Annotated in this window: 18 protein-coding genes; 10 read left to right on the plus strand and 8 right to left on the minus strand. The window is 70.9% G+C overall.

All coding sequences use genetic code 11. The features are described from left to right. Positions 1 to 85: 85 nt before the first annotated feature. From DY245_RS09445 to aceA, 3 genes are all read right to left on the minus strand, one after another. Entirely contained in the window at positions 86 to 955 is an 870-nt protein-coding gene (locus tag DY245_RS09445) for a 3-hydroxybutyryl-CoA dehydrogenase (RefSeq protein WP_128505519.1), read from the minus strand. Further along, a complete protein-coding gene (locus DY245_RS09450) occupies positions 952 to 2559 on the minus strand; it encodes a malate synthase (RefSeq protein ID WP_128505522.1) in 1608 nt (535 codons plus the stop codon). Before DY245_RS09450 ends, DY245_RS09445 begins: the two co-directional genes overlap by 4 nt. A 134-nt stretch (positions 2560 to 2693) precedes the next feature. Then, positions 2694 to 3989 (minus strand): isocitrate lyase, encoded by a 1296-nt coding sequence (aceA, locus tag DY245_RS09455; RefSeq protein WP_128505524.1) that lies wholly within the window; start codon positions 3987 to 3989, stop codon positions 2694 to 2696. Positions 3990 to 4368: 379 nt separating this feature from the next. On the opposite strand from aceA, the gene DY245_RS09460 reads away from it, so the two are divergent. From DY245_RS09460 to DY245_RS09480, 5 genes are all read left to right on the plus strand, one after another. Continuing rightward, the gene (locus DY245_RS09460) at positions 4369 to 5778 is read left to right on the plus strand and encodes a short-chain fatty acyl-CoA regulator family protein (RefSeq protein WP_128505526.1); all 1410 of its coding nucleotides are present in this window, start codon (positions 4369 to 4371) and stop codon (positions 5776 to 5778) included. Between the two features lie 116 nt (positions 5779 to 5894). After that, positions 5895 to 6779 (plus strand): SDR family oxidoreductase, encoded by an 885-nt coding sequence (locus tag DY245_RS09465; protein WP_128505528.1) that lies wholly within the window; start codon positions 5895 to 5897, stop codon positions 6777 to 6779. Between the two features lie 82 nt (positions 6780 to 6861). Further along, complete coding sequence (locus DY245_RS09470) at positions 6862 to 7974, plus strand: CapA family protein (RefSeq protein WP_128505530.1); 1113 nt, start codon at positions 6862 to 6864, stop codon at positions 7972 to 7974. Positions 7975 to 8343: 369 nt separating this feature from the next. After that, positions 8344 to 10866, plus strand: a complete 2523-nt coding sequence (locus DY245_RS09475) for a SpoIIE family protein phosphatase (protein WP_244942942.1) — start codon at positions 8344 to 8346, stop codon at positions 10864 to 10866. A gap of 60 nt (positions 10867 to 10926) precedes the next feature. Beyond that, complete coding sequence (locus DY245_RS09480) at positions 10927 to 11415, plus strand: hypothetical protein (RefSeq protein ID WP_128505532.1); 489 nt, start codon at positions 10927 to 10929, stop codon at positions 11413 to 11415. A 16-nt stretch (positions 11416 to 11431) separates the two neighbouring features. Here the strand turns inward: DY245_RS09480 and DY245_RS09485 are convergent, their stop codons facing one another. Beyond that, positions 11432 to 11989, minus strand: coding sequence for a TetR/AcrR family transcriptional regulator (locus DY245_RS09485; RefSeq protein ID WP_128505534.1), 558 nt, complete (start codon positions 11987 to 11989; stop codon positions 11432 to 11434). 105 nt (positions 11990 to 12094) lie between these two features. Here DY245_RS09485 and DY245_RS09490 point away from each other — a divergent pair, with 105 nt between their 5' ends. Then, positions 12095 to 12694, plus strand: a complete 600-nt coding sequence (locus DY245_RS09490; RefSeq protein ID WP_128505536.1) for a DUF2867 domain-containing protein — start codon at positions 12095 to 12097, stop codon at positions 12692 to 12694. 89 nt (positions 12695 to 12783) lie between these two features. On the opposite strand, the gene DY245_RS09495 is transcribed toward DY245_RS09490, so the two are convergent. Then, a complete protein-coding gene (locus tag DY245_RS09495; protein WP_128505613.1) occupies positions 12784 to 14058 on the minus strand; it encodes an acyl-CoA dehydrogenase family protein in 1275 nt (424 codons plus the stop codon). A 211-nt stretch (positions 14059 to 14269) separates the two neighbouring features. Further along, positions 14270 to 14728 carry an RrF2 family transcriptional regulator gene (locus DY245_RS09500; RefSeq protein ID WP_128505538.1) on the minus strand — a complete coding sequence of 153 codons (459 nt, stop codon included), beginning with the start codon at positions 14726 to 14728 and terminating at the stop codon, positions 14270 to 14272. Positions 14729 to 15275: 547 nt separating this feature from the next. Here DY245_RS09500 and DY245_RS09505 point away from each other — a divergent pair. Next, a complete protein-coding gene (locus DY245_RS09505) occupies positions 15276 to 16172 on the plus strand; it encodes a glutathione S-transferase C-terminal domain-containing protein (RefSeq protein ID WP_128505540.1) in 897 nt (298 codons plus the stop codon). A 19-nt stretch (positions 16173 to 16191) separates the two neighbouring features. On the opposite strand, the gene DY245_RS09510 is transcribed toward DY245_RS09505, so the two are convergent. Both DY245_RS09510 and DY245_RS09515 read right to left on the minus strand, forming a co-directional pair. Continuing rightward, positions 16192 to 16704, minus strand: a complete 513-nt coding sequence (locus DY245_RS09510; RefSeq protein WP_128505542.1) for a DinB family protein — start codon at positions 16702 to 16704, stop codon at positions 16192 to 16194. 83 nt (positions 16705 to 16787) lie between these two features. After that, entirely contained in the window at positions 16788 to 17219 is a 432-nt protein-coding gene (locus tag DY245_RS09515; RefSeq protein ID WP_128505544.1) for an SRPBCC family protein, read from the minus strand. A gap of 298 nt (positions 17220 to 17517) precedes the next feature. Between DY245_RS09515 and crcB (DY245_RS09520) the strand changes: the two genes are divergently transcribed. From crcB (DY245_RS09520) to crcB (DY245_RS09530), 3 genes are read left to right on the plus strand one after another with little or no spacing between them, the layout of a single operon-like run. Then, complete coding sequence (crcB, locus tag DY245_RS09520) at positions 17518 to 17982, plus strand: fluoride efflux transporter CrcB (RefSeq protein ID WP_128505546.1); 465 nt, start codon at positions 17518 to 17520, stop codon at positions 17980 to 17982. Next, positions 17979 to 18344 (plus strand): DUF190 domain-containing protein, encoded by a 366-nt coding sequence (locus tag DY245_RS09525; protein WP_128505548.1) that lies wholly within the window; start codon positions 17979 to 17981, stop codon positions 18342 to 18344. Before crcB (DY245_RS09520) ends, DY245_RS09525 begins: the two co-directional genes overlap by 4 nt. Then, positions 18341 to 18715: a fluoride efflux transporter CrcB gene (gene crcB / locus DY245_RS09530; RefSeq protein WP_128505551.1), complete on the plus strand. Its 375-nt coding sequence runs from the start codon at positions 18341 to 18343 to the stop codon at positions 18713 to 18715. The genes DY245_RS09525 and crcB (DY245_RS09530) overlap by 4 nt, the downstream gene beginning before the upstream one ends. Positions 18716 to 18737 lie beyond the last annotated feature (22 nt).

Here is an 18737-nt window from a genome sequence, read left to right on the forward strand (position 1 = left end):
GGGGTGCGGAGCAGCCTCAGTCGTCTGCTCCGCACCCCGCCGGCAGCGGCCGCGGCCCCTCAGCCGCGGCAGTGAACCGGGCCCCTCAACCTCGGTCGTAGGCGTGGAATCCCCGGCCCGTTTTGCGGCCGAGCAATCCCGCCTCCACCATGCGCTGCAGCAGTGGCGGAGGAGCGTAGTGCGGTTCCTTGAACTCTTCGTACAGGGAATCCGCGATGGCGGCCACCGTATCGAGGCCGATCAGGTCGGCCAGCCGGAGCGGACCCATGGGGTGGGCGCAGCCCGCTTCCATGCCCGTGTCCACATCGGCCGCGGTGGCGAAGCCGGACTCGGCCATACGGATCGCGGACAGGAGATAGGGGATCAGCAGCGCGTTGACGATGAAGCCGGCCCGGTCCTGGGAGCGGATCACCCGCTTGCCCAGGGCATCGACGGCGAACTTCTCGACGGCCGCCACGGTGCCGGGCGCGGTGTGGAGCGAGGCCACGACCTCCACCAGCGGCAGGACGGGAACCGGGTGGAAGAAGTGCAGGCCCACGACGCGGTCGGCCCGGCGGGTGGCCATGCCGAGACGCATGATCGGGAGGGCGGAGGTGTTGGTGGCGAGAATGGCTTCCGGGTCCTCGACGATCTTGTCGAGGGCGCCAAAGACCTCCGCCTTGACCTCTTCGTTCTCGACCACGGCCTCCATGACGAGCTGCCGGTCGGCCAGGTCGTCCAGGCTTCCGGTGAAGACCAGCCGGGCCAGTGCGTCCTCGGCGGCCGGACGGTCCAGCTTCCCCCGCCGAACAGCGCGTTCCAAGGAGTGGGTGAGGCGTTCGCGGGCCGCGCGGGCGGCGGTCGCGTCCGCCTCGCAGACCACGGTGTCCAGCCCCGCACGGGCGCAGACCTCGGCGATCCCGGCCCCCATCTGGCCGCCGCCGACGATGCCGACCCGGCGGATCGGCGCGCTCATGACCGCACCGCCGGACGGCGTACGGGGGTACGGCGGTGCACGAGGTGACGGGCGTAGGCGTCCGTGGTGAAGAACGGCGGCAGGTCCCGCGACAGCGCCGTACGGTCGAAGAGATCGCGGGCCTGCGCCACGCATGCCGCGGGGTCCTCCCGGGCGAAGGCCGCGCACTCCGTGTCGAGCAGCCCGAGCACGGTGTCGCGGGTGACCGCGCCGTGCCGCAGCCACTGCCATATCTGGACGCGGGCGAGCTCGGCGGTGGCGGCGTCCGCCACGGCCCCGCAGTGGGTCACCGTTCCCCGGCCGCGCAGCCAGGCGTCGAAGTAGCGCAGGGCGAGGGCGAGATAGGAGCGGATGCCCTCGGGGGTGGGCGGACCACTGGTGCGGCGGATACAGAGCAGATGCGCGGCGGATACGTCGACGTCGTCCCGTGTGTGCTCGATCTGGTGCGGCCGGCCGGCGAGCACGGCGTCGAAGGCCGCGCGGCAGGCGGGGACCAGGGCGGGATGGGCGACCTGGGAGCCGTCGAAACCGTCCTGGGCCTCGCGTTCCTTGTCGAGCCGCAGCCCGGCCAGGGCCGCCTCGTCGCTCGGCGCATCGCGGCCGGGGGCATGGGTGGCCATGGCGCCGATCGCATGGGCGCCCCGCCGGTGGCAGGTGCGCACCAGCAGTTCGGTGCAGGCACGCAGGAAAGGGGCCGTCATGGTGACCTTCGCGCGGTCGGGGAGGACGAAGTCCGGTCGGTGGGCGAAGTTCTTGATCAGGCTGGCGAGGTAGTTCCCGCGTCCGGTGTGCAAACCGGCGCTGTGTTCCCGTAGTTCGTAGAGGATCTCCTCCATCTCGAAGGCCGCGGTGACCGTCTCGATGACGACGGTGGCACGGATGGTGCCGCGCGGGACGCCCAGCAGGTCCTGGGCGAGGACGAAGACGTCGTTCCAGAGCCGGGCGTCGTAGCGGTTTTCGAGCTGGGGGAGCGAGAAGTAGGGGCCGTGGCCGGCGTCGATCCGCCGTGCGGCGCAGTGGAAGAAGAAGAGGCCGAAGTCCACCAGGGAGGCGGGGACGGGGCGGCCGTCGATGCGCAGGTGCTGCTCGGTGAGGTGCCAGCCCCGGGGGCGGACCATGAGGGCCGGGACGGGAGCGTCGGGCCGCCGCTCGCCCCGGGGAGCGGTGAGGCCGAGCCGTCGGTCGCTGATGTCGAGCAGGTTCAGCTGGCCGCCGATGATGTTGTCCCAGGTGGGCGAGGTGGCGTCGGCGAAGTCGGCGATCCACACCTGCGCGCCGGAGGTGAGGGCGTCGAGGGCCGTGCGGCGGTCGGGCGGGCCGGCGATCTCCACCCGGCGGTCGGCCAGGCCCGGCGCCGGCGGAGCGACCCGCCAGTCGGGGTCGGTGCGTACGGCGGAGGTGGCGCGCGAGAAGTCGAGCGGGATACCGGAGGCGAGCAGCGCGGCGCGGCGGCGTCGCTCGGTGATCAGGTCCAGGCGCCGGTCGGCGAAGGCGGCATCGAGGCGGCCGATGAAGTCCAGAGCCGCGGGGGTGAGGATCTCGTCGTGACGGTCGCCCGGTGTGCCGAGAACCTGGACGGCGCTGGTCAGTTCGGTGGGAGGCATGCGGGGGCTCCTCAGCGGAGTGGGGCGGTGCGGGCCGGACGGAGACGGGCGTCCGGCCCGCACCCGGAGAGCGGCCCGGGCGACGCCCTCGTCGAACGGGTGGCCCGGCGGGACCGGGCCGGGCCAGAGCGGCTCTAGTGGAACTGCTCTTCCTCGGTGGAGCCGGCGAGCGCGGTGGTCGAGGAGGCCGGGTTGAGCGCCGTGGAGACCCGGTCGAAGTAGCCGGTGCCGACCTCGCGCTGGTGCTTGACGGCGGTGAAGCCGTACTGCTGGGCGGCGAACTCCTTCTCCTGGAGGTCGACATACGCGGTCATGCCGGACTCGGCGTAGCCACGGGCCAGCTCGAACATCGCGTGGTTGAGGGAGTGGAACCCGGCCAGGGTGATGAACTGGAAGCGGTAGCCCATCGCGCCCAGCTCCCGCTGGAACTTGGCGATCTGGTCATCGTCCAGCGCGGCCTTCCAGTTGAAGGACGGCGAGCAGTTGTAGGCCAGCATCTGGTCCGGGTACCGCGCATGGATGGCCTCCGCGAACTCCCGGGCCTGCGCCAGGTCCGGAGTGCCCGTCTCCACCCACAGCAGATCCGCGTACGGGGCGTAGGCCAGGCCGCGGGCGATCACCGGGGCCATACCGTTCTCGACCCGGTAGAAGCCCTCGGCGGTCCGCTCGCCGGTGCAGAAGCGGGCGTCGCGCTCGTCCACGTCACTGGTGAGGAGGTTCGCGGCCAGTGCGTCGGTACGGGCCACGATCACGGTCGGCACATCGGCGATATCGGCCGCGAGCCGGGCGGCGTTGAGGGTGCGGATGTGCTGTGCGGTGGGCACCAGGACCTTGCCGCCGAGGTGGCCGCACTTCTTCTCGGACGCCAGCTGGTCCTCGTAGTGAATGCCCGCGGCGCCGGCCGCGATCATCGCCTTGGTCAGCTCGAAGGCGTTGAGCGGACCGCCGAAACCGGCCTCGGCGTCGGCGACGATCGGCGCCAGCCAGTCGATGCGCTCATCCGCACCGGTTCCGCCGCCCTCCACGGTGGCGATCTGGTCGGCGCGCAGCAGCGCATTGTTGATCCGGCGCACCACCTGCGGAACGGAGTTGGCGGGGTAGAGACTCTGGTCCGGGTAGGTGTGACCGGCCTGGTTGGCGTCCGCCGCGACCTGCCAGCCGGAGAGGTAGATGGCCTGCAGACCGGCCTTGACCTGCTGCACCGCCTGACCACCCGTCAGCGCGCCGAGCGCATGGACATAGTCCTGGGTGTGGAGTTGCCGCCACAGCCGCTCGGCGCCGCGCCGGGCCAGGGTGTGCTCCTCGCGGACGCTGCCGGACAGCCGCACCACGTCCTCGGCGCCGTACGTGCGCTCAACTCCCTTCCAGCGCGGGTCCGTTGCCCACCGCTGTGCCAGCTCTTCGGCCGTCGTCGTGTCCGTCTGCGCCATGACCGTCTCCCGGGGTCGCCTGTATCGCCTGGTGCGTGTGAAGTGTGCGAAGGGCTAGGCACTGAGTGCCGTACCTTCTGTGCCGCCGCCCGCCGGACCCCTCCCGGTGTGTGGAGAGGTGAGCAATGCGCCCGGGTGGCCGGACCGGAACGCCGAGATTCCCGACGTCAGGGCCTGAAATCGGGCCCGGAGTTCCGCTCCGGCCGCCGGGGTCCGGCGGGCCGCACTCAGACTCTGGCAGTGGCACCGAGTGCCATCAACCATGGCTGCTTGCCAACTTCAGCGCATCTTCCGACGCTGTTTTGCCAACCTTGCCAACATCTCAAGTCCGGCTTCCCCCTGGTCGGATAGGCTTCAGCCGCATCGAAGGGACATCCCGGTGAGCAAGACATACGCGGGGGCGCGGCTGCGACGGCTGCGCGAGGAGCGACGGCTCAGCCAGGCCGAACTGGCGCGCATACTGGCGATTTCGCCCAGCTACCTCAACCAGATGGAACACGACTCCCGGCCGCTGACCGTGCCGGTACTGCTGCGCCTCACCGAGGCGTTCGGGGTGGACCCCGGCTTCTTCTCGGCACGCGACACCAGCAGACTCGTCGCCGACCTGCGCGAAACGCTCGCCGACGAGGTCGCTGCCGCCCGGGTGTCCCCCTCCGACCTCTCCGAACTGGCCTCCCGGCTACCGGCCGTGGCCGGCGTCCTGCTCGATCTGGGACGGCGCAACCAGACGCTGGCCGAGCGGCTGGCCGAGGCGACGGACGGCCGCGACCACGACCACCCGGCCGCGCCGCGCTCGCCGCACGAGGAGATCCGGGAGTTCTTCTACCGCCGCCAGAACTATCTGCACGACCTCGATCTCGCCGCCGAGAACCTCGCGGACGAGATGGACATCCGTCCCGGCGAGGTACTGCGCGCCCTCTCCGCCCGGCTCGCCGAACGCCATGGCGTCCGTCTCGCGGCCGACTCCGACCGCTTGCACCACTACGACGCGACGGCCCGGGTGCTGCACCTGTCCAACCGTCTGCGCCCGGGCCAGCAGGCCTTCCGTATGGCCACGCAACTCGCCCTGCTGGAGTACGCCGAGGAGCTGTCCGCACTCGCCGCTGAGGACTACGAGAAGGGCTCGACCACCTGGTCGCTGGCCCGGATCGGCATCGCCAACTATGTGGCCGCCGCGCTGATCCTCCCGTACCGCGCCTTCCACGCCGCCGCCGAGGAAGTGCGCTACGACCTCGAACGCCTCACCGACCGCTTCGGCCTCGGCTACGAGACGGTCTGCCACCGCCTCAGCACCCTCCAGCGCCCACGCCTGCGGGGCGTGCCGTTCTCCTTCGTACGCGTCGACCGCGCGGGCAATATGTCCAAACGCCAGTCGGCCACCGGCTTCCACTTCTCCCGCGCGGGCGGCACCTGCCCGCTGTGGAACGTGTACGAGGCGTTCACGGCACCCGGCCGCATCCATGTCCAGATCGCCGCGATGCCGGACGGACAGCGCTACTTGTGGACCGCCCGCGCCCTCACCCGCCACCGCGGCGGCTGGGGAGAGCCGGGCAAGACCTTCGCCATCGGCCTCGGCTGCGAGATCCGGCACGCCTCCCGGCTCGTCTACTCCGACGGTCTCGACCTGGCCAACGCCTCCGCCGCCACCCCCATCGGCATGGGCTGCCGGATCTGCGAGCGCCTCGACTGCCCCCAGCGCGCCGTACCGCCCCTGGGGCGGCCGCTCGCCATCGATGAGAACAGCAGCACTTTCGTGCCGTACCCCGTCCGGGACCGTACGGACCGCTGACCCGGGCGCGGGCAGGGACCCGCACGGCGCTCGGCGGCGAAAGGCGTGCCGGTCGGCCCGGCGTTACGTTGGAAGACCACGCGCCTCGGGCCCTGCGCAGATCGCGGAGTGTGGACATGACCAATCAGCCCCTCTCGGGCCGGACCGCCGTCGTGACCGGCGCTGCCCGCGGGCTGGGGGCGTGCATGGCACAAGCGCTCGTACGCCGCGGAGCAACGGTCGCGCTGATCGGGCTCGAAGAACCCGAGCTTCAGCAGGTCGCGGCGTCCCTTCCCGGCCGCGCCCGTTACTGGTCCGCGGACATCACCGACGAGGGCGCGCTGACGGACGCCGCCGACAGCGTGCGGCAATGCCTGGGGCCGCCGTCCGTGCTGGTCGCCAACGCGGGTGTCGTTGCCGGCGGCCCGTTCCTGCACAGCGATCCGGCCGTCTGGCGCCGGGTGGTGGAGGTCAACCTGATCGGCAGCTGCCTCACGGTGCGCGCCTTCCTCCCCGGGCTCCTCGCCACGCGCGGCTACTACCTGCAGATCGCCTCCCTCGCGGCGATCACCGCAGTGCCCATGATGTCCACGTACTGCGCTTCCAAGGCGGGCGTCGAGGCGTTCGCGCATGCGCTGCGCGCCGAAGTGGCGCACACCGGCGTCGATGTCGGCATCGCCTACCTCAGCTGGGCCGACACCGACATGATCCACGTCCCTGTGCTGAGGGAACTTCGTGCCGGTCTGCCGTGGCCCGCGGGAAAGATCTATCCGCCCCAACAGGTTGCCGACCGCCTGGTCCGCGGCATCGAGCGACGGGAGCCCGCCGTCTACGCCCAGCCGTGGCTGCGCGCCGTGCAGGCGCTACGAGGCGGCGCGCCGGGCGTCATCATGCGCCGGTCCCGCCATCAACTGCGCCGCCTGGTGAGCCGCGGTGACATCGAGGCGACGGGGCTGGTGGGCGAAGGGGGGAGGGCTGACGAGGCGGCCAGATCCGCCGGGGCCCGCATGCTGGACGGCTGAGCGGGCGCGCACGCCGGGCGGCGGCGGACAGCGCGTACGCGGTCGCCGCGAAACCTCGGCCGATTGGCCCTAACCTGGGGGAATGGGCGGTGACTTGGTCACGCTGTTCCTCTGCGGTGACGTCATGCTCGGCCGCGGCGTCGACCAGATCCTGCCGTGTCCCGGCGACCCGGCGCTGCGCGAGGGTTTCGTCCGGGACGCCCGCGACTATGTCGAGCTGGCGGAGGCGGCGAACGGCCCCATTCCCCGTCCGGTCGACTTCTCCTGGCCATGGGGGGAGGCGCTGCCGGTGCTCGATGAGGCTGCCCCCGCCGCCCGGGTGATCAACCTGGAGACCAGCATCACCTGCAACGACGCATTCGCACCCGACAAGGCGGTGCACTACCGGATGCATCCCGCGAACCTCTCCTGTCTGGCCGTCGCCCACCCCGACGTCTGCGTACTGGCCAACAATCACGTGCTGGACTTCGGCCGCGGCGGACTGGAAGAAACGCTCGACACCCTGGCGGGCGCGGGGCTGCGGACCGCCGGGGCAGGAGCGGACGCCGACGCCGCGAGACGCCCGGCGACCGTCCCTCTCGACGCCGGCCGCCGGCTCCTGGTCTTCTCCTTCGGCATGCCGTCCAGCGGGATCCCGCACACCTGGGCTGCGACCGCGGCCCGCAGCGGGGTCAACGTGGTGGCCAGGCCGTCTGAGGCCGCCGCGGCCGAGATCATCGGCCGGGTACGGCAGGTCAAGCGGCCGGGCGATATCGCGGTGGCTTCGGTCCACTGGGGTCCCAACTGGGGCTACGGCGTGACCCACAGCGAGGCCGTCTTCGTGCGGATGCTCCTGGACGGCGGCGTGGACGTCGTACACGGGCACTCCTCGCACCACCCCCGCTCCCTGGAGGTGCACCGGGGAAAACTGGTGATCCACGGGTGCGGCGACTTCATCGATGACTACGAGGGCATCACCGGCTACGAGCAGTACCGGGACGACCTGCGGCTGCTCTACCTCGTCTCGGTGGAACCGGACACCGGCAGGCTCCACGACGTACGGATCACCCCCTTGCAGGCCCGGCGGATGCGGCTGCGGCACGCCTCGACCGAGGACACCCGCTGGCTGCGCGCGCTCCTCGACCGGATCGGCCACGGCTTCCGCTCATGCGCCGAGCCCGAACCGGCGGGCACGATCACGCTCAGGCCGTCCTGACACAGCGGGCACGATCACCTCCCGGCCGCCCTGACACGGCGGCTCCGACACCCCACAGGCCTGCGACAACACCCGTCCCGGGACATCCGCGAACCGGCCGGCCCTACCTCGAAAGGCTCAACCAACGATTCGCCGTCTCCTCCGTGCGTACCCGAACGGCCTCCCGCCGGACCTGCCATTCGAGCCAGGAGACCCGGCCGGTGTCCACCGGGCGCAGGCAACAAGATTCCCCCGGCAACCGCATCCCGGAGGCCACCGCGGCCGCGCGGCCCGCGGTGGCACATGGGGCGGCCGACCTCGCAGAGTGACCTGCGGGCGGCAACACTGGGAGGCAGCGGAAAGCACCGACGCACGGTGAGGCTGGAGGCGATGGGCGCATCCGACATGGCGTACGGCGGCGACCGGCCCGTAGAGCCCGCGGTGCAGACGTGGGCCCGGGTGGTGGTCGACGCGCGAGGCGTGCTGACCGAATGGAGCGCCGCGGCCGAACGCCTGCTCGGATACGTGGCGAGCGATGTCGTGGGACGGCCCGCCGCCGTACTGATGGCCACGGCCGACGAGGCGGACGAAGCCGAAGGGCCCGCACCGGGCGACAAGGGCGACGAGGGCGAAGAGGGCGCAGCCATCCTGCTGCGCCACCGTGACGGCCGTACGGTCAGCTGCCGGCTGAGCGTCCACCCCGAGGACGGAGACGGCGCCGGGCCGCGCTGGGCGGTCATGCTGGCTCCCGCAGGGACGTCGTCCGCGCGGGAAATCGACCGGGCATTTCTGGAGGCGCTGTTCACCCGATCGCCGGTGGGGCTGTTCGTCTTCGACCCGGAGCTCAGGCTGCTGAAGTTCAACGCTGCCGCGGAGGGCATGCAGGGCACGCCGACCGAGACGGCGGTGGGCCGTCGCCCCACCGAGGTGTGGCCCGACTTCGGCGCCGAGCCCACGGAGCGGGTGATGAAACAGGTCCTGGAGTCGGGGCAGCCGGTGATCAGCTTCGAGAAGCGCGGCCGGCCTCCGGGAGACCCCGGCCAGGAGCACATCTACTCGGTGTCCGCGTTCCGCCTCGAAGACGCCCATGGCCGCATCCTCGGGGTGGCCGATGCGGTGGTCGACGTCACCGACCGGCACCGCGCGCAGGAGCGACTGGCCCTGCTCGCCGAGGCCGGGGCGCGTATCGGCACCACACTGGACGTGGTGCGCACCGCTCAGGAACTGGCCGATCTGGCGGTGCCACGACTGGCCGACACCGCCGCCATCGAGGTGCTGGAGCCGACGCTCCTGGGCGGGGAGATCACCCCCGGGCCGGTCGCCGGCGACGTAGTGCTGCGCCGGGCGGCTTCGCGCTCCCGCCGGAAGGAGGTGCCGCCGGGCGTGTACGAGGTCGGCGAGGTCAGCACCTTTCCGTTCGCCGGGCCGTTCACCAGGGCCCTGCGCGACCTGCGGCCGCTGCTGGTCAGCCGGCTGGGCCCGGACAGTGAGTGGATCCGTGCCGACCCCGTACGCGGGCGGCGGATGCTCGAAGAGAAGGTCCACTCGCTCATGCTGATCCCGTTGGTCGTCCGCGACCTCCCCCTCGGGCTCGCCGCGTTCTACCGATGGGGGGAGTTGGGCCCCTTCCGGGAGGACGATCTGACGCTGGCCACGGAACTCGGCCGCCGTACGTCCGTCTGCCTGGACAACGCCCGTCAGTACGTACGCGAACGCGACGCGCTGCTGAGTCTCCAGCGCAGTCTGCTGCCGCACGAACTCCCTGATCAGATCGGCGTGGAGGCCGCCCACCAGTACGTCCATGCCGGATCCGGCGGAGACTGGGTCGATGTCATCCCGCTGTCCGGAGCCCGGGTGGCGCTGGTGGCAGGCCGGGCCGCCGGCCATGGCGTGCATGCCGCGGCTGCCATGGGCCGGCTGCGGGCGGCCGTCCATACGCTGTCGGACCTGGATCTGGAGCCGGACGAACTGCTGGCCAGGGTCGATGACTTGGTGTTCCGCCTGGCAGGTGACGACAGCCGGGCGGGGGCCGGCGGCCGGGCCGACACCGGCGCCGACAAGGACGCTGACGTGGAGGCCCGCCCCGGCCCCGGTCATGGGGACGGGGTCGGCTCCGGTCATGTGGACGGGATCGGCTCCGAGTGCCTGTACCTGGTCTACGACCCGGTCTCCCGGCGTTGCACCATGGCCGGAGCCGGCCACTCCCGTCTCGTCGTCCGATATCCGAACGGCTCGGTGACGACCCTGGAGCCCCCGGCCGCCGAGCCGCTGGGCCGGCCCGGCCCGTCGTTCGGAAAGGCCGAACTGGAGCTGCCCGAGGGGGCGTTGCTCACCCTCCACACCCCAGGGCTGCTCCAGGCGTACGAGGACCGGGCGGCCGGCCTGACCCGGCTCGAAGGCCTGCTCGCCCGGCCGCCGGACTCCCTGAGCGAGACCTGCCGACTGCTCACCGACTCCCTCCTCCCTGAGCAACCCCCTGAAGACGCCGCCGTGTTGGTCGCCCGCACCCACGCGCTGGGCGAGGACCGGGTTGCCGCATGGGACCTCCCCTCCGACCCGGCGGTCGTCTCCACCGCGCGTTCCCTCGTCGCCCACCAGCTCACCTCCTGGGGCCTGGAGGAGGAAGCGTTCACCACGGAGCTGATCGTCAGCGAACTCGTCACCAACGCCATTCGCTACGCCAGCGCCCCCATCCGGCTGCGTATGATCCGCGACCGCACACTGACCTGCGAAGTCTCCGACGGAAGCAGTACCGCACCCCGCGTACGGCATCCACGCGCCACGGACGAAGGGGGCCGCGGCCTCCTTCTCGTCGCGCAGTTCGCCGAGCGCTGGGGTGCTCGCTACACCGCCGAGGGCAAGACCGTCTGGGCCGAGCAGAAGATCGACGGGGCTCCGGACGACCTGGTGTGAGCCCGCTGCCGGCAGCTGGTCCCTGCCGACTCACCGCTCGGCCACTGAGATGATCTTCGAATGAATCATCGCTCTCGCGCCTGGATCCAGCGGCGGCTGCGGTCGCTGGCCTTCCTGGAACTGCTCAACATCCCGCTCCAGGCCGCACTCTGGTTCGGCAAGGTCGGCTTCCCGATAACGCCGGCGAACGCCGTGGGATTCGCGTTGTTCGCGCTCCTCCTCCTGCAAGGAGCCGCCTACTGGCTCGCCAAGCTCCGCCGGGTCGCGACACCCGGCAACTCCCTCCCCGGCGCCAGGACTTTCGCGACGCTCCGCGTACTCAACGTTCCGCTGCTGATCGCCGGCGTGCTCTTCACCCTCCGGACGGTATGCGTCGACCCCGGGAGCAGCAGCTGGCCGGGCCTCGTCTTCGCGCTGTTCGCGGTGCTGGAGTACATCAACTACTTCCACACACAACTCATGTACGACACCCGCGAAGACCTCCGCCACCTGCGCAACCACGGCCTGCGCCGTGCGCACCTGGCCCGCGACCTGGACTCTCGCGGGTAGCGACAGCACGCCACCGTTACCTCAGAAGCCATTTTCTGGTCAGCTGCATCACCTCCGCGCGGCTGTGACTGCCGTGGTCGGCGGCGATGAAGTGGTTGCCGATCCGCAGTGAGAAGGCGAGCATGCAGCGGACCTCGACGTCGTCCTTGTCGGGGCAGAAGGAGCCGAACAGCGAGCGCAGGTACTCCATCCGCCGGTTGTCGACGCGTCGGAGTCGCTGCGCAACGGCCTCGTCGCGCCGGGCCCAGTCGCGGATCGCGAGGTCGGCCGTGGTGCCCGTCATCGGCCCGTCGCCGGACGAGGCGATCGTGAACAGCCGCTCCAGCTTGGCCCTGGCATCTCCTCCGCCGCTCTCGACCTGCTCGATCACTCCCTCGGTGACCTCGCGCTCCCACGCGTCGAGCATCTCGGTGAGCAGCGCGTCCCGGTTGCCGAAGTACCCGTAGAAGCCGCCCTTGCTGACACCGAGTGCCTGCGCCAGTGTCTCGATCCGAACGGCCTCCGGGCCGCCGGCGGAGAGCGCCCGCAGCCCCTCCTCGATCCATTTGCCGCGAGGCGTGCGGGTCACGCCCATGATGTGTCTCCCCTCACGTCTTCCCTCATCTATACGGTGCCGTATAGATGGGTGCTAGCCTTTATCTATACGGCATCGTATAGATAAAGGGAGAGGGGCCTGCTCATGCGACTCCCCAGAACCGCGCACACTTCCCGCCCCTGGCGGATCCACGAGATCGCCGGCGACTTCCAGGTCGAGGACGTGTGGGCGCTGCCGACACCAGGCGGCCCGGACGACCTCGCACAACTGGTGCACCAGTTCGCGAACGGCGACGGGGCACCCGTCTCCTCCCCTGTGCCGCGCATGCTCTTCGCGGTCCGTTGGAAGCTCGGGGAACTGCTCGGCTGGGACAAGCCCGACGCCGGCCTCGGCACCCGCGCGCGGACGCTGCGGGACCGGTTGCCGGCGGATCTCCGCGAGGGTCCCCGCGGACCCGACCTCCGCGCGCTTCCGCTCACCTCCGTCTACCTGACGCACGACGAGTGGGTGGCCGAGCTGGCCAACCGGACCGTGCAGGCGGTGATGCACATCGGCTGGGTCCCGGACGGGGCCGGCGGTTGCCGTGGTCAGATGGCCGTCCTGGTGAAGCCGAACGGGCGGCTCGGCGCCGTCTACATGGCGGGCATCAAGCCCTTCCGGTACCTGGGGGTGTATCCGGCGCTGTTTCGAGGGATCGGACACAAGTGGCAGGCGAGCGCCGGCGAAAGGAGCGCGGGCTGCTGACCGGATCCGGCGGAGGGTCGGGTCATCTCGGCCGTCCGTTGTGGCCCTCCGAGCCGGACAAGCACCTCCCCGAGTCGGACAAGCCGCTCTCAAATGCGCAGAGTTAAGGGCGGATGCGTCCCGTTCAGATAGTGGTCGCCGATGTCGCGGAGCCTGTGGGTGGGGGAGCTCTGTGCTGTCAGGACGCGCGCGTTGCGCCAGAACCTGTCGAACCCCGGGCCGTCGGCGGGGGAGTCGGCGCCGTCCGTGAGTTCCAGGATGCGCGTGGTGATGTGCATCGCGGACCTGCTGGTGACGGCCTCGGCCGCGGCGACGAGGACCGCGATGTCGGCGCGCTCGTCGATGCCGAGTTCCCGCCCCATGAGGAGTCCTCCTGCCAGGGCCTCCGTCGCCGGCTCGACGACCGCCGCGGCGGTGTGGGCGGCGGCCACCAACTCCCCGTAGGCGAGGAGGAGGTACGGATCGCCACTTGGCCGTCCCGCGTAGGCGCCGTTGTCCGGGTCCGCGATCGGCCAGATGCGCGGCGTGGCACGGCTGAAGTCCCGCGCCTCGGCCAGCGCTCCTTCGGCGATCCCCAGGCCGACATGGACGAGAGCGAGCCGCAGCGCCAGAGGGGCGAGCGTGGCGAACGGGGCGACATCGTGCTCGTCGCGCGGCACGGCGCCCAGCACCTGATCGGCGGGCACCGGGACGCTGTCGAACCCGACGGTGCCGGCTCCGGCGAGGCGCTGTCCGAGGCGGTCATGTGCCGGGTCGGCCGTCACACCGGGGTGGGCCGGGTCCACGACCACGATCAGCGACTCGCCTGTTTCGGTACATCCCGCGGCGAGCACCAGCCGGTCGGCCACAGCGACACCCGCGGCGAACGCCCTGCGCCCGTTGAGGACGTAGCCGCTGTCGGCCGGTGTGAGCGTCAGGTCGGGACCCGTCTCCAGCTCCGCCTCCTCCGACCCCGGAAGGTCGGTGCTGCCGCCCCAGATCCACTGCTCCTCCGCCGCCCGGAGTTCCAGTACGTCGGCCTTCTCCGGGGTGCCGAAGAAACGGGCGCTCCACGACAACACATAGTGCCGGCCGAGCAGTTCGCCGATCGAGCTGTCGGCCGCCGCGATCTCCCGGATGACCGCACAGGCGGTGCGCCAGTCGGTCCCTCGGTGGGCCGGGCCGGGCGGTGCCAGCAGCGCCGGCAGACCGGCTTCGCGCAGTCGTGAGATCTCGTCGAAGGGAGGCTTGCCCGCCCGGTCGCGGATGATTGCGTCGACGGCGAGATCATCCGCGATCTCACGGGTGACGCGTGGCCAGATCCCTTCCTCGGCCGGGTGGTTGATCTGTGGGGAGGCGGTGCGTGCTGCGGACTTCTTCGGCATGGCGCCGTTCACCATCCTGTCGGGCGTGTGGATCGGCGTGTGCACGGCCGCCCCACCTCACGCATTCCCTAGTTTTCCCACTGGATTAGTAGGGAATGAATCATGCTTCCGGACTCCCTTTCGGAGCAAGGGGCGTTCGAGGGGTGGACAGTTGGGTCTTGAAATCCGGACTGTTCGGTCAGGGGCTGATGAGGGGCCGGTCAGGCGCCGGTCAGGGATTCGTCCACGAGGCCGGATCCTCGGCCAGCGCGGACACCCGGGTGGGCAGGTCGGCCGAGGCGACATCGGCCAGGGATACGCCGTCGAGGATCTGCCGGACATTGGCCCGTAGCGCGACCCACAGCGGCAACAGCGACTCGGCCGGCCCGGTGTAGGACAGCTCCGGCGGGCGGACACCGCGTACCGACACGAGCGGCCCGTCCACGACGCGGATGACATCCGCGATGCTGATGTCCTCCGGAGCCTTGGCCAGCCGGTAGCCGCCGTTGCCACCGCGCTGACTGAGTACGAGCCCGCCGCGCCGCATATCGTTCAGGATGCCTTCGAGGAACTTGTGCGGAATGTCCTGAGCGTCGGCAATGGCCTCCGCCTTGAGCGGCCCCGCCTCCCGGGCACCAGCGAGTTGCAGCGCGGCACGCACCGCATAGTCCGCTCTGGCTGAAATCCGCATGCCGGCATTATCCCGCAACGGGACGGCGTGGCCCCTCCGGGCGTACCACCCGGTCCCGAGGTGGGCACCAGTCGCGCGTCCAGGCGCAGCAGCACCCTTGACGTGGCTCGACGGCGGCTCGACACTCAAGGGCGGGAACCCTAGTGAACGGGTGGGAAATCATGGGGCGTGCAGGGCTGGACACCGACCGCGCGAGCCGCGCGTTCCAGCCGCTTCCCCTTCTGACCTCACGCCGGCACATCGATCTGCTGCGCGTCTGCAGCGCGGCAAGTCCTCTCTGCTGAGGCGATAGCGGCCCGCCGCCGCGACGTACTCCGCCCCGCGCCGAACTCTTCGTCGCACCCGGGCCTGCGCCGACGGCGCCCCATGCCCGCCGCCTGCCGCGCATCCGCCTGCGCCCACGCCCGTCCTACGCCTGTACGCATACGCCCGTACACCCGTGCCCGTGCATCGGCCTGTACGTCCGTCGGCCTGTACGTGCGCCAGTACGTCCGCTTCTACGTCCGCCTGTACGTCCGCGAACCGGACCCGGATCCCAGGGAGTCGCATGTCCGCCACGTCTCAGACCACCACGTCCCACACCACCACGTCGCAGACCGGCGTGCCGTCCCTCCGGGGCAGGATCGGCTGCGATGTGCGCAGCGGCCACTACGCCGTGCCGCACCGCTACCGCCTGCACCTCTCACTGTCCTGTCCGGACTGTCTGAGCATCGCCATCACCCACAGCCTGCTGGACCTCGATGACGTCCTTCCGGTGACACTGCTGCCCGCCGTGCCCGACGGCCCGGGTGCCGGATACACGGCGCTGCGCCCGCTGTACGAAGCCAGTTCGCACCAGCACCCCGGCCCGGCCGCGGCGCCGGTGCTCAGCGACGGATGGACGGGACGGATCGTCAGTACGCACGCCCCCGACATCCTGCGCGACCTGGCCCGGCAGTTCGGCGGCGACGGCCTTGACCTGTATCCGCACCATGCCCGGAACGAGATCGAGGCGGTCGCCCGGCTCTGTGAGCGGAACATCAACGAGGCCGCGCAGCACGCCGGTCGGCTCGGCATCGACAGCGCGGACCACGAGACCGCGCTGGGCACCCTGCTCGGCGCACTGGACTCACTGGAGCAGCGGCTGGCCGACCGGGACCACCTGCTGGGTGGCGAACTCACCGCCGCCGACGTCCAGTTGTGGGTGACACTGGTGCAGCTCGACACCGTCCACCGCTGGCATCTGGACGCCGCTGCGGTTCACCGCATCGCCGACCACCCGCGGTTGTGGTCGTACGCCCGTCGGCTGGCGGCCCACCCCGCCTTCGGCTCGCACCTCGACCTGGACGGCATCGCCCGCCGGCACCACGCTCGCTGTCAGGGACAGGAGGCCGCCGGCGCGGCGGTACAGATCGTGGACTGGACGGCGTCTTCGGCAGCCGCCCTTCGAAGCGGCCGCCGATAGCTATCGTCGGTGGCGGCCGTCAGTAGTAGCCCTTTTCGCCGTCCACCAGTTCCCGGATGGCATCCATATGACCGGCGTGGCGGGCGGTCTCCTCAATCATGTGGAACAGGATCCACCGCAGGTTCGCGGCGGCGGCCCCGAAGTCCGGGTGCCGCCCCACATCATCGAGTGAATGGGCGGCGATGATCTCGTCCGACACCGCGCACTGCCGGTCGTACTCGTCGAGGAGCTGGGCGAGCGGGATGCCGTCGACCCTCATGTCGGCATCCTCCGGGCCGTCGTCGAACATCGGTCCCTCGGCGGGCCGGCCCATCAGCATGACCTCGAACCAGCAGTGCTCGACCCAGCGCATATGGGAGACGACACCTGCCATCGTCATCTGGGGCGAGGCCGGAAGAACGGGTCGGTGGGCGTCCGCGTCGGACAGCCCTTCGCACTTCCAATGGACGATCGCGCGCTGCATGTCGAGCCAACCGACAAGCTGGGTCCGCTCGTCGGCGGTGTAGGGAGGGCGAATGCGAGGAGGCGTCATGGCGCGGACGCTACTGGAGCCGGCGCCGCGCCGCAGGGGATTTTTGGGCTGCCGGTGCTTCCCGAGGGAGCGCCGGTGTCAGCTCACCGTTCCCGTTCCGCCAACGCCTTGAACTGTTGCAGGTCGCTGCGTACGCCCCGTTCGATCGCGGCCGCCTGGGCAAACCCTCGCGGTCCGCCGAACACCTCCTTGATGGTGCCCGGGTCGTACTCGAACCGGGCCTGGATCCGGGTGTGCTCCCCGTCGATGGGCAGCAGCGCGAAGGTGCCCGCGAGGTCGGGAGCGCTCGTGGTCTGCCACATCATGACCTTCTCCCCGCCACGGTCGATGATCTCGATCTCGACCTCGCGGGTGTGGCCGAGCGCGTCGACGTCCAGGTGTGCCCGGTTGTCACCCTCCGTACGCGCCTCGCGTACACCGTCCAGGAACCGCGGATAGGCTTCCACACGGTGAAGGCAGTCCCAGGCGGTATCGGCGGGAACGTCGATGTCAATGTGTTCTTCGAGTGTGCTCATGGGGCACCTCACAGCTCGGTTCACGGCGACACGGTTATGTCTCCAGAGTGCTCCGGGCGGGGGGCGGTGGCGACCGCAGCCTCAGCGGGGGCGGCCGGACCACCACCCCTCCGGCGTGTGCGGGGGAGACCCGGTAGGCTTGCCTGCGGCGGTGCCTGTCTGGGCACCGTACGGCGGTGGGGCCCGCCGTCCCCGAACCGCGGCGATGACGCCGCCAACGGTCCCTACTTGCGATGACGCGCACCCGGAAACGGTGCCCGGCGAGTAGGAGAGGTACGTGGAAGAGGCCCGCACATCCATGCGGAACGAGCCCATCGACCCCGATGTGGACCTGCACACCCCGGCCCGGCGCGCAGCACGGCCCCAGGGGCAGGCGGCGGTCATCGCGGCGGTCGCCGTGGGGGGCGGCATCGGCGCCGGCGCCCGTTACGGCGCGTCCCTTCTCTGGCCGACCGCGGCCGGAGCATTCCCCTGGACCACCCTGGTGGTCAATGTGATCGGCTGCGCGATCATCGGCATCTTCATGGTGGTGATCACCGACGTACGGGCCGCGCACCGCCTCGTACGCCCCTTCTTCGGCACCGGCGTGCTGGGCGGCTTCACCACCTTCTCGACCTATGCCGTGGACATCCAGCGCCTGGCGGACGGCGGCAACGCCCGTACCGCCCTGGCCTACCTGGCCCTGACCCTGCTCGCCGCACTGGCGTCGGTCTGGGCAGCGGCGCACCTCACCCGCCGCGTCATCGAGTGGAGGCAGCGATGAGGCTGACCGGATCCGCCCTGCGCGTCACCATCTTCGTCGGCGAGAGTGACATCTGGCACCACAAACCCCTCTTCGCGGAGATCGTGCACCGGGCACACAAAGCCGGCCTCGCCGGTGCCTCGGTCTTCCGTGGCATCGAAGGCTTCGGCGCCTCCTCCCTGATCCACACCAGCCGGCTGCTGTCGCTGAGCGAGGACCTGCCGGTCGCCATCGTCATCGTCGACACCGAGGAGCGCGTCCGCGCCTTCCTCCCGCAGATCGACGAGCTCGTCACCGAGGGGCTGGTGATCCTCGACGACTGCGAGGTCATCTCCTACGTCGGCCGCGAACCGGAGAACAACGACGCCACGGAGGAACGGTGAACTGGGTGCTGGTGATTGCCGGGGCGATGGTCGGTGCGCCGCTGCGCTATCTCACCGACCGCACCGTGCAGCGCAAGCACGACTCGGTCTTCCCCTGGGGCACCCTCACCGTCAACGTGGTGGGCTGCCTCGTGCTCGGCCTGCTCACCGGAGCCGCCACCGCCGGTGCCGCCTCCTCGCAGTTCCAGCTGCTCATCGGCACCGGCCTGTGCGGCGCGCTGACGACCTACTCCACGTTCTCGTACGAGACGCTGCGGCTGGCCGAGGAAGGTGCCCGCCTCTACGCGGTGGCCAACGTGGTGGCGAGCGTCGTGGTGGGCCTGGGCGCGGCCTTCGCCGGCGCGGCGGCCGCGCACGCCTTGTGGGGGTAGTCGCGCACGGCACGGTAGGCGG

The sequence above is a fragment of the Streptomyces inhibens genome (assembly GCF_003389455.1).
In the GTDB taxonomy this organism is placed as follows: Bacteria; Actinomycetota; Actinomycetes; order Streptomycetales; family Streptomycetaceae; genus Streptomyces; species Streptomyces inhibens.

Excerpts from the sequence above, each read along its gene's own strand:
- DY245_RS09445 (WP_128505519.1), bottom strand. The coding sequence starts at position 955 with ATGAGCGCGCCGATCCGCCGGGTCGGCATCGTCGGCGGCGGCCAGATG.
- DY245_RS09450 (WP_128505522.1), bottom strand. The coding sequence starts at position 2,559 with ATGCCTCCCACCGAACTGACCAGCGCCGTCCAGGTTCTCGGCACACCG.
- aceA (WP_128505524.1), bottom strand. The coding sequence starts at position 3,989 with ATGGCGCAGACGGACACGACGACGGCCGAAGAGCTGGCACAGCGGTGG.
- DY245_RS09465 (WP_128505528.1), top strand. The coding sequence starts at position 5,895 with ATGACCAATCAGCCCCTCTCGGGCCGGACCGCCGTCGTGACCGGCGCT.
- DY245_RS09470 (WP_128505530.1), top strand. The coding sequence starts at position 6,862 with ATGGGCGGTGACTTGGTCACGCTGTTCCTCTGCGGTGACGTCATGCTC.
- DY245_RS09475 (WP_244942942.1), top strand. The coding sequence starts at position 8,344 with ATGGGCGCATCCGACATGGCGTACGGCGGCGACCGGCCCGTAGAGCCC.
- DY245_RS09480 (WP_128505532.1), top strand. The coding sequence starts at position 10,927 with ATGAATCATCGCTCTCGCGCCTGGATCCAGCGGCGGCTGCGGTCGCTG.
- DY245_RS09485 (WP_128505534.1), bottom strand. The coding sequence starts at position 11,989 with ATGGGCGTGACCCGCACGCCTCGCGGCAAATGGATCGAGGAGGGGCTG.
- DY245_RS09490 (WP_128505536.1), top strand. The coding sequence starts at position 12,095 with ATGCGACTCCCCAGAACCGCGCACACTTCCCGCCCCTGGCGGATCCAC.
- DY245_RS09495 (WP_128505613.1), bottom strand. The coding sequence starts at position 14,058 with ATGCCGAAGAAGTCCGCAGCACGCACCGCCTCCCCACAGATCAACCAC.
- DY245_RS09500 (WP_128505538.1), bottom strand. The coding sequence starts at position 14,728 with ATGCGGATTTCAGCCAGAGCGGACTATGCGGTGCGTGCCGCGCTGCAA.
- DY245_RS09505 (WP_128505540.1), top strand. The coding sequence starts at position 15,276 with ATGTCCGCCACGTCTCAGACCACCACGTCCCACACCACCACGTCGCAG.
- DY245_RS09510 (WP_128505542.1), bottom strand. The coding sequence starts at position 16,704 with ATGACGCCTCCTCGCATTCGCCCTCCCTACACCGCCGACGAGCGGACC.
- DY245_RS09515 (WP_128505544.1), bottom strand. The coding sequence starts at position 17,219 with ATGAGCACACTCGAAGAACACATTGACATCGACGTTCCCGCCGATACC.
- crcB (WP_128505546.1), top strand. The coding sequence starts at position 17,518 with ATGCGGAACGAGCCCATCGACCCCGATGTGGACCTGCACACCCCGGCC.
- DY245_RS09525 (WP_128505548.1), top strand. The coding sequence starts at position 17,979 with ATGAGGCTGACCGGATCCGCCCTGCGCGTCACCATCTTCGTCGGCGAG.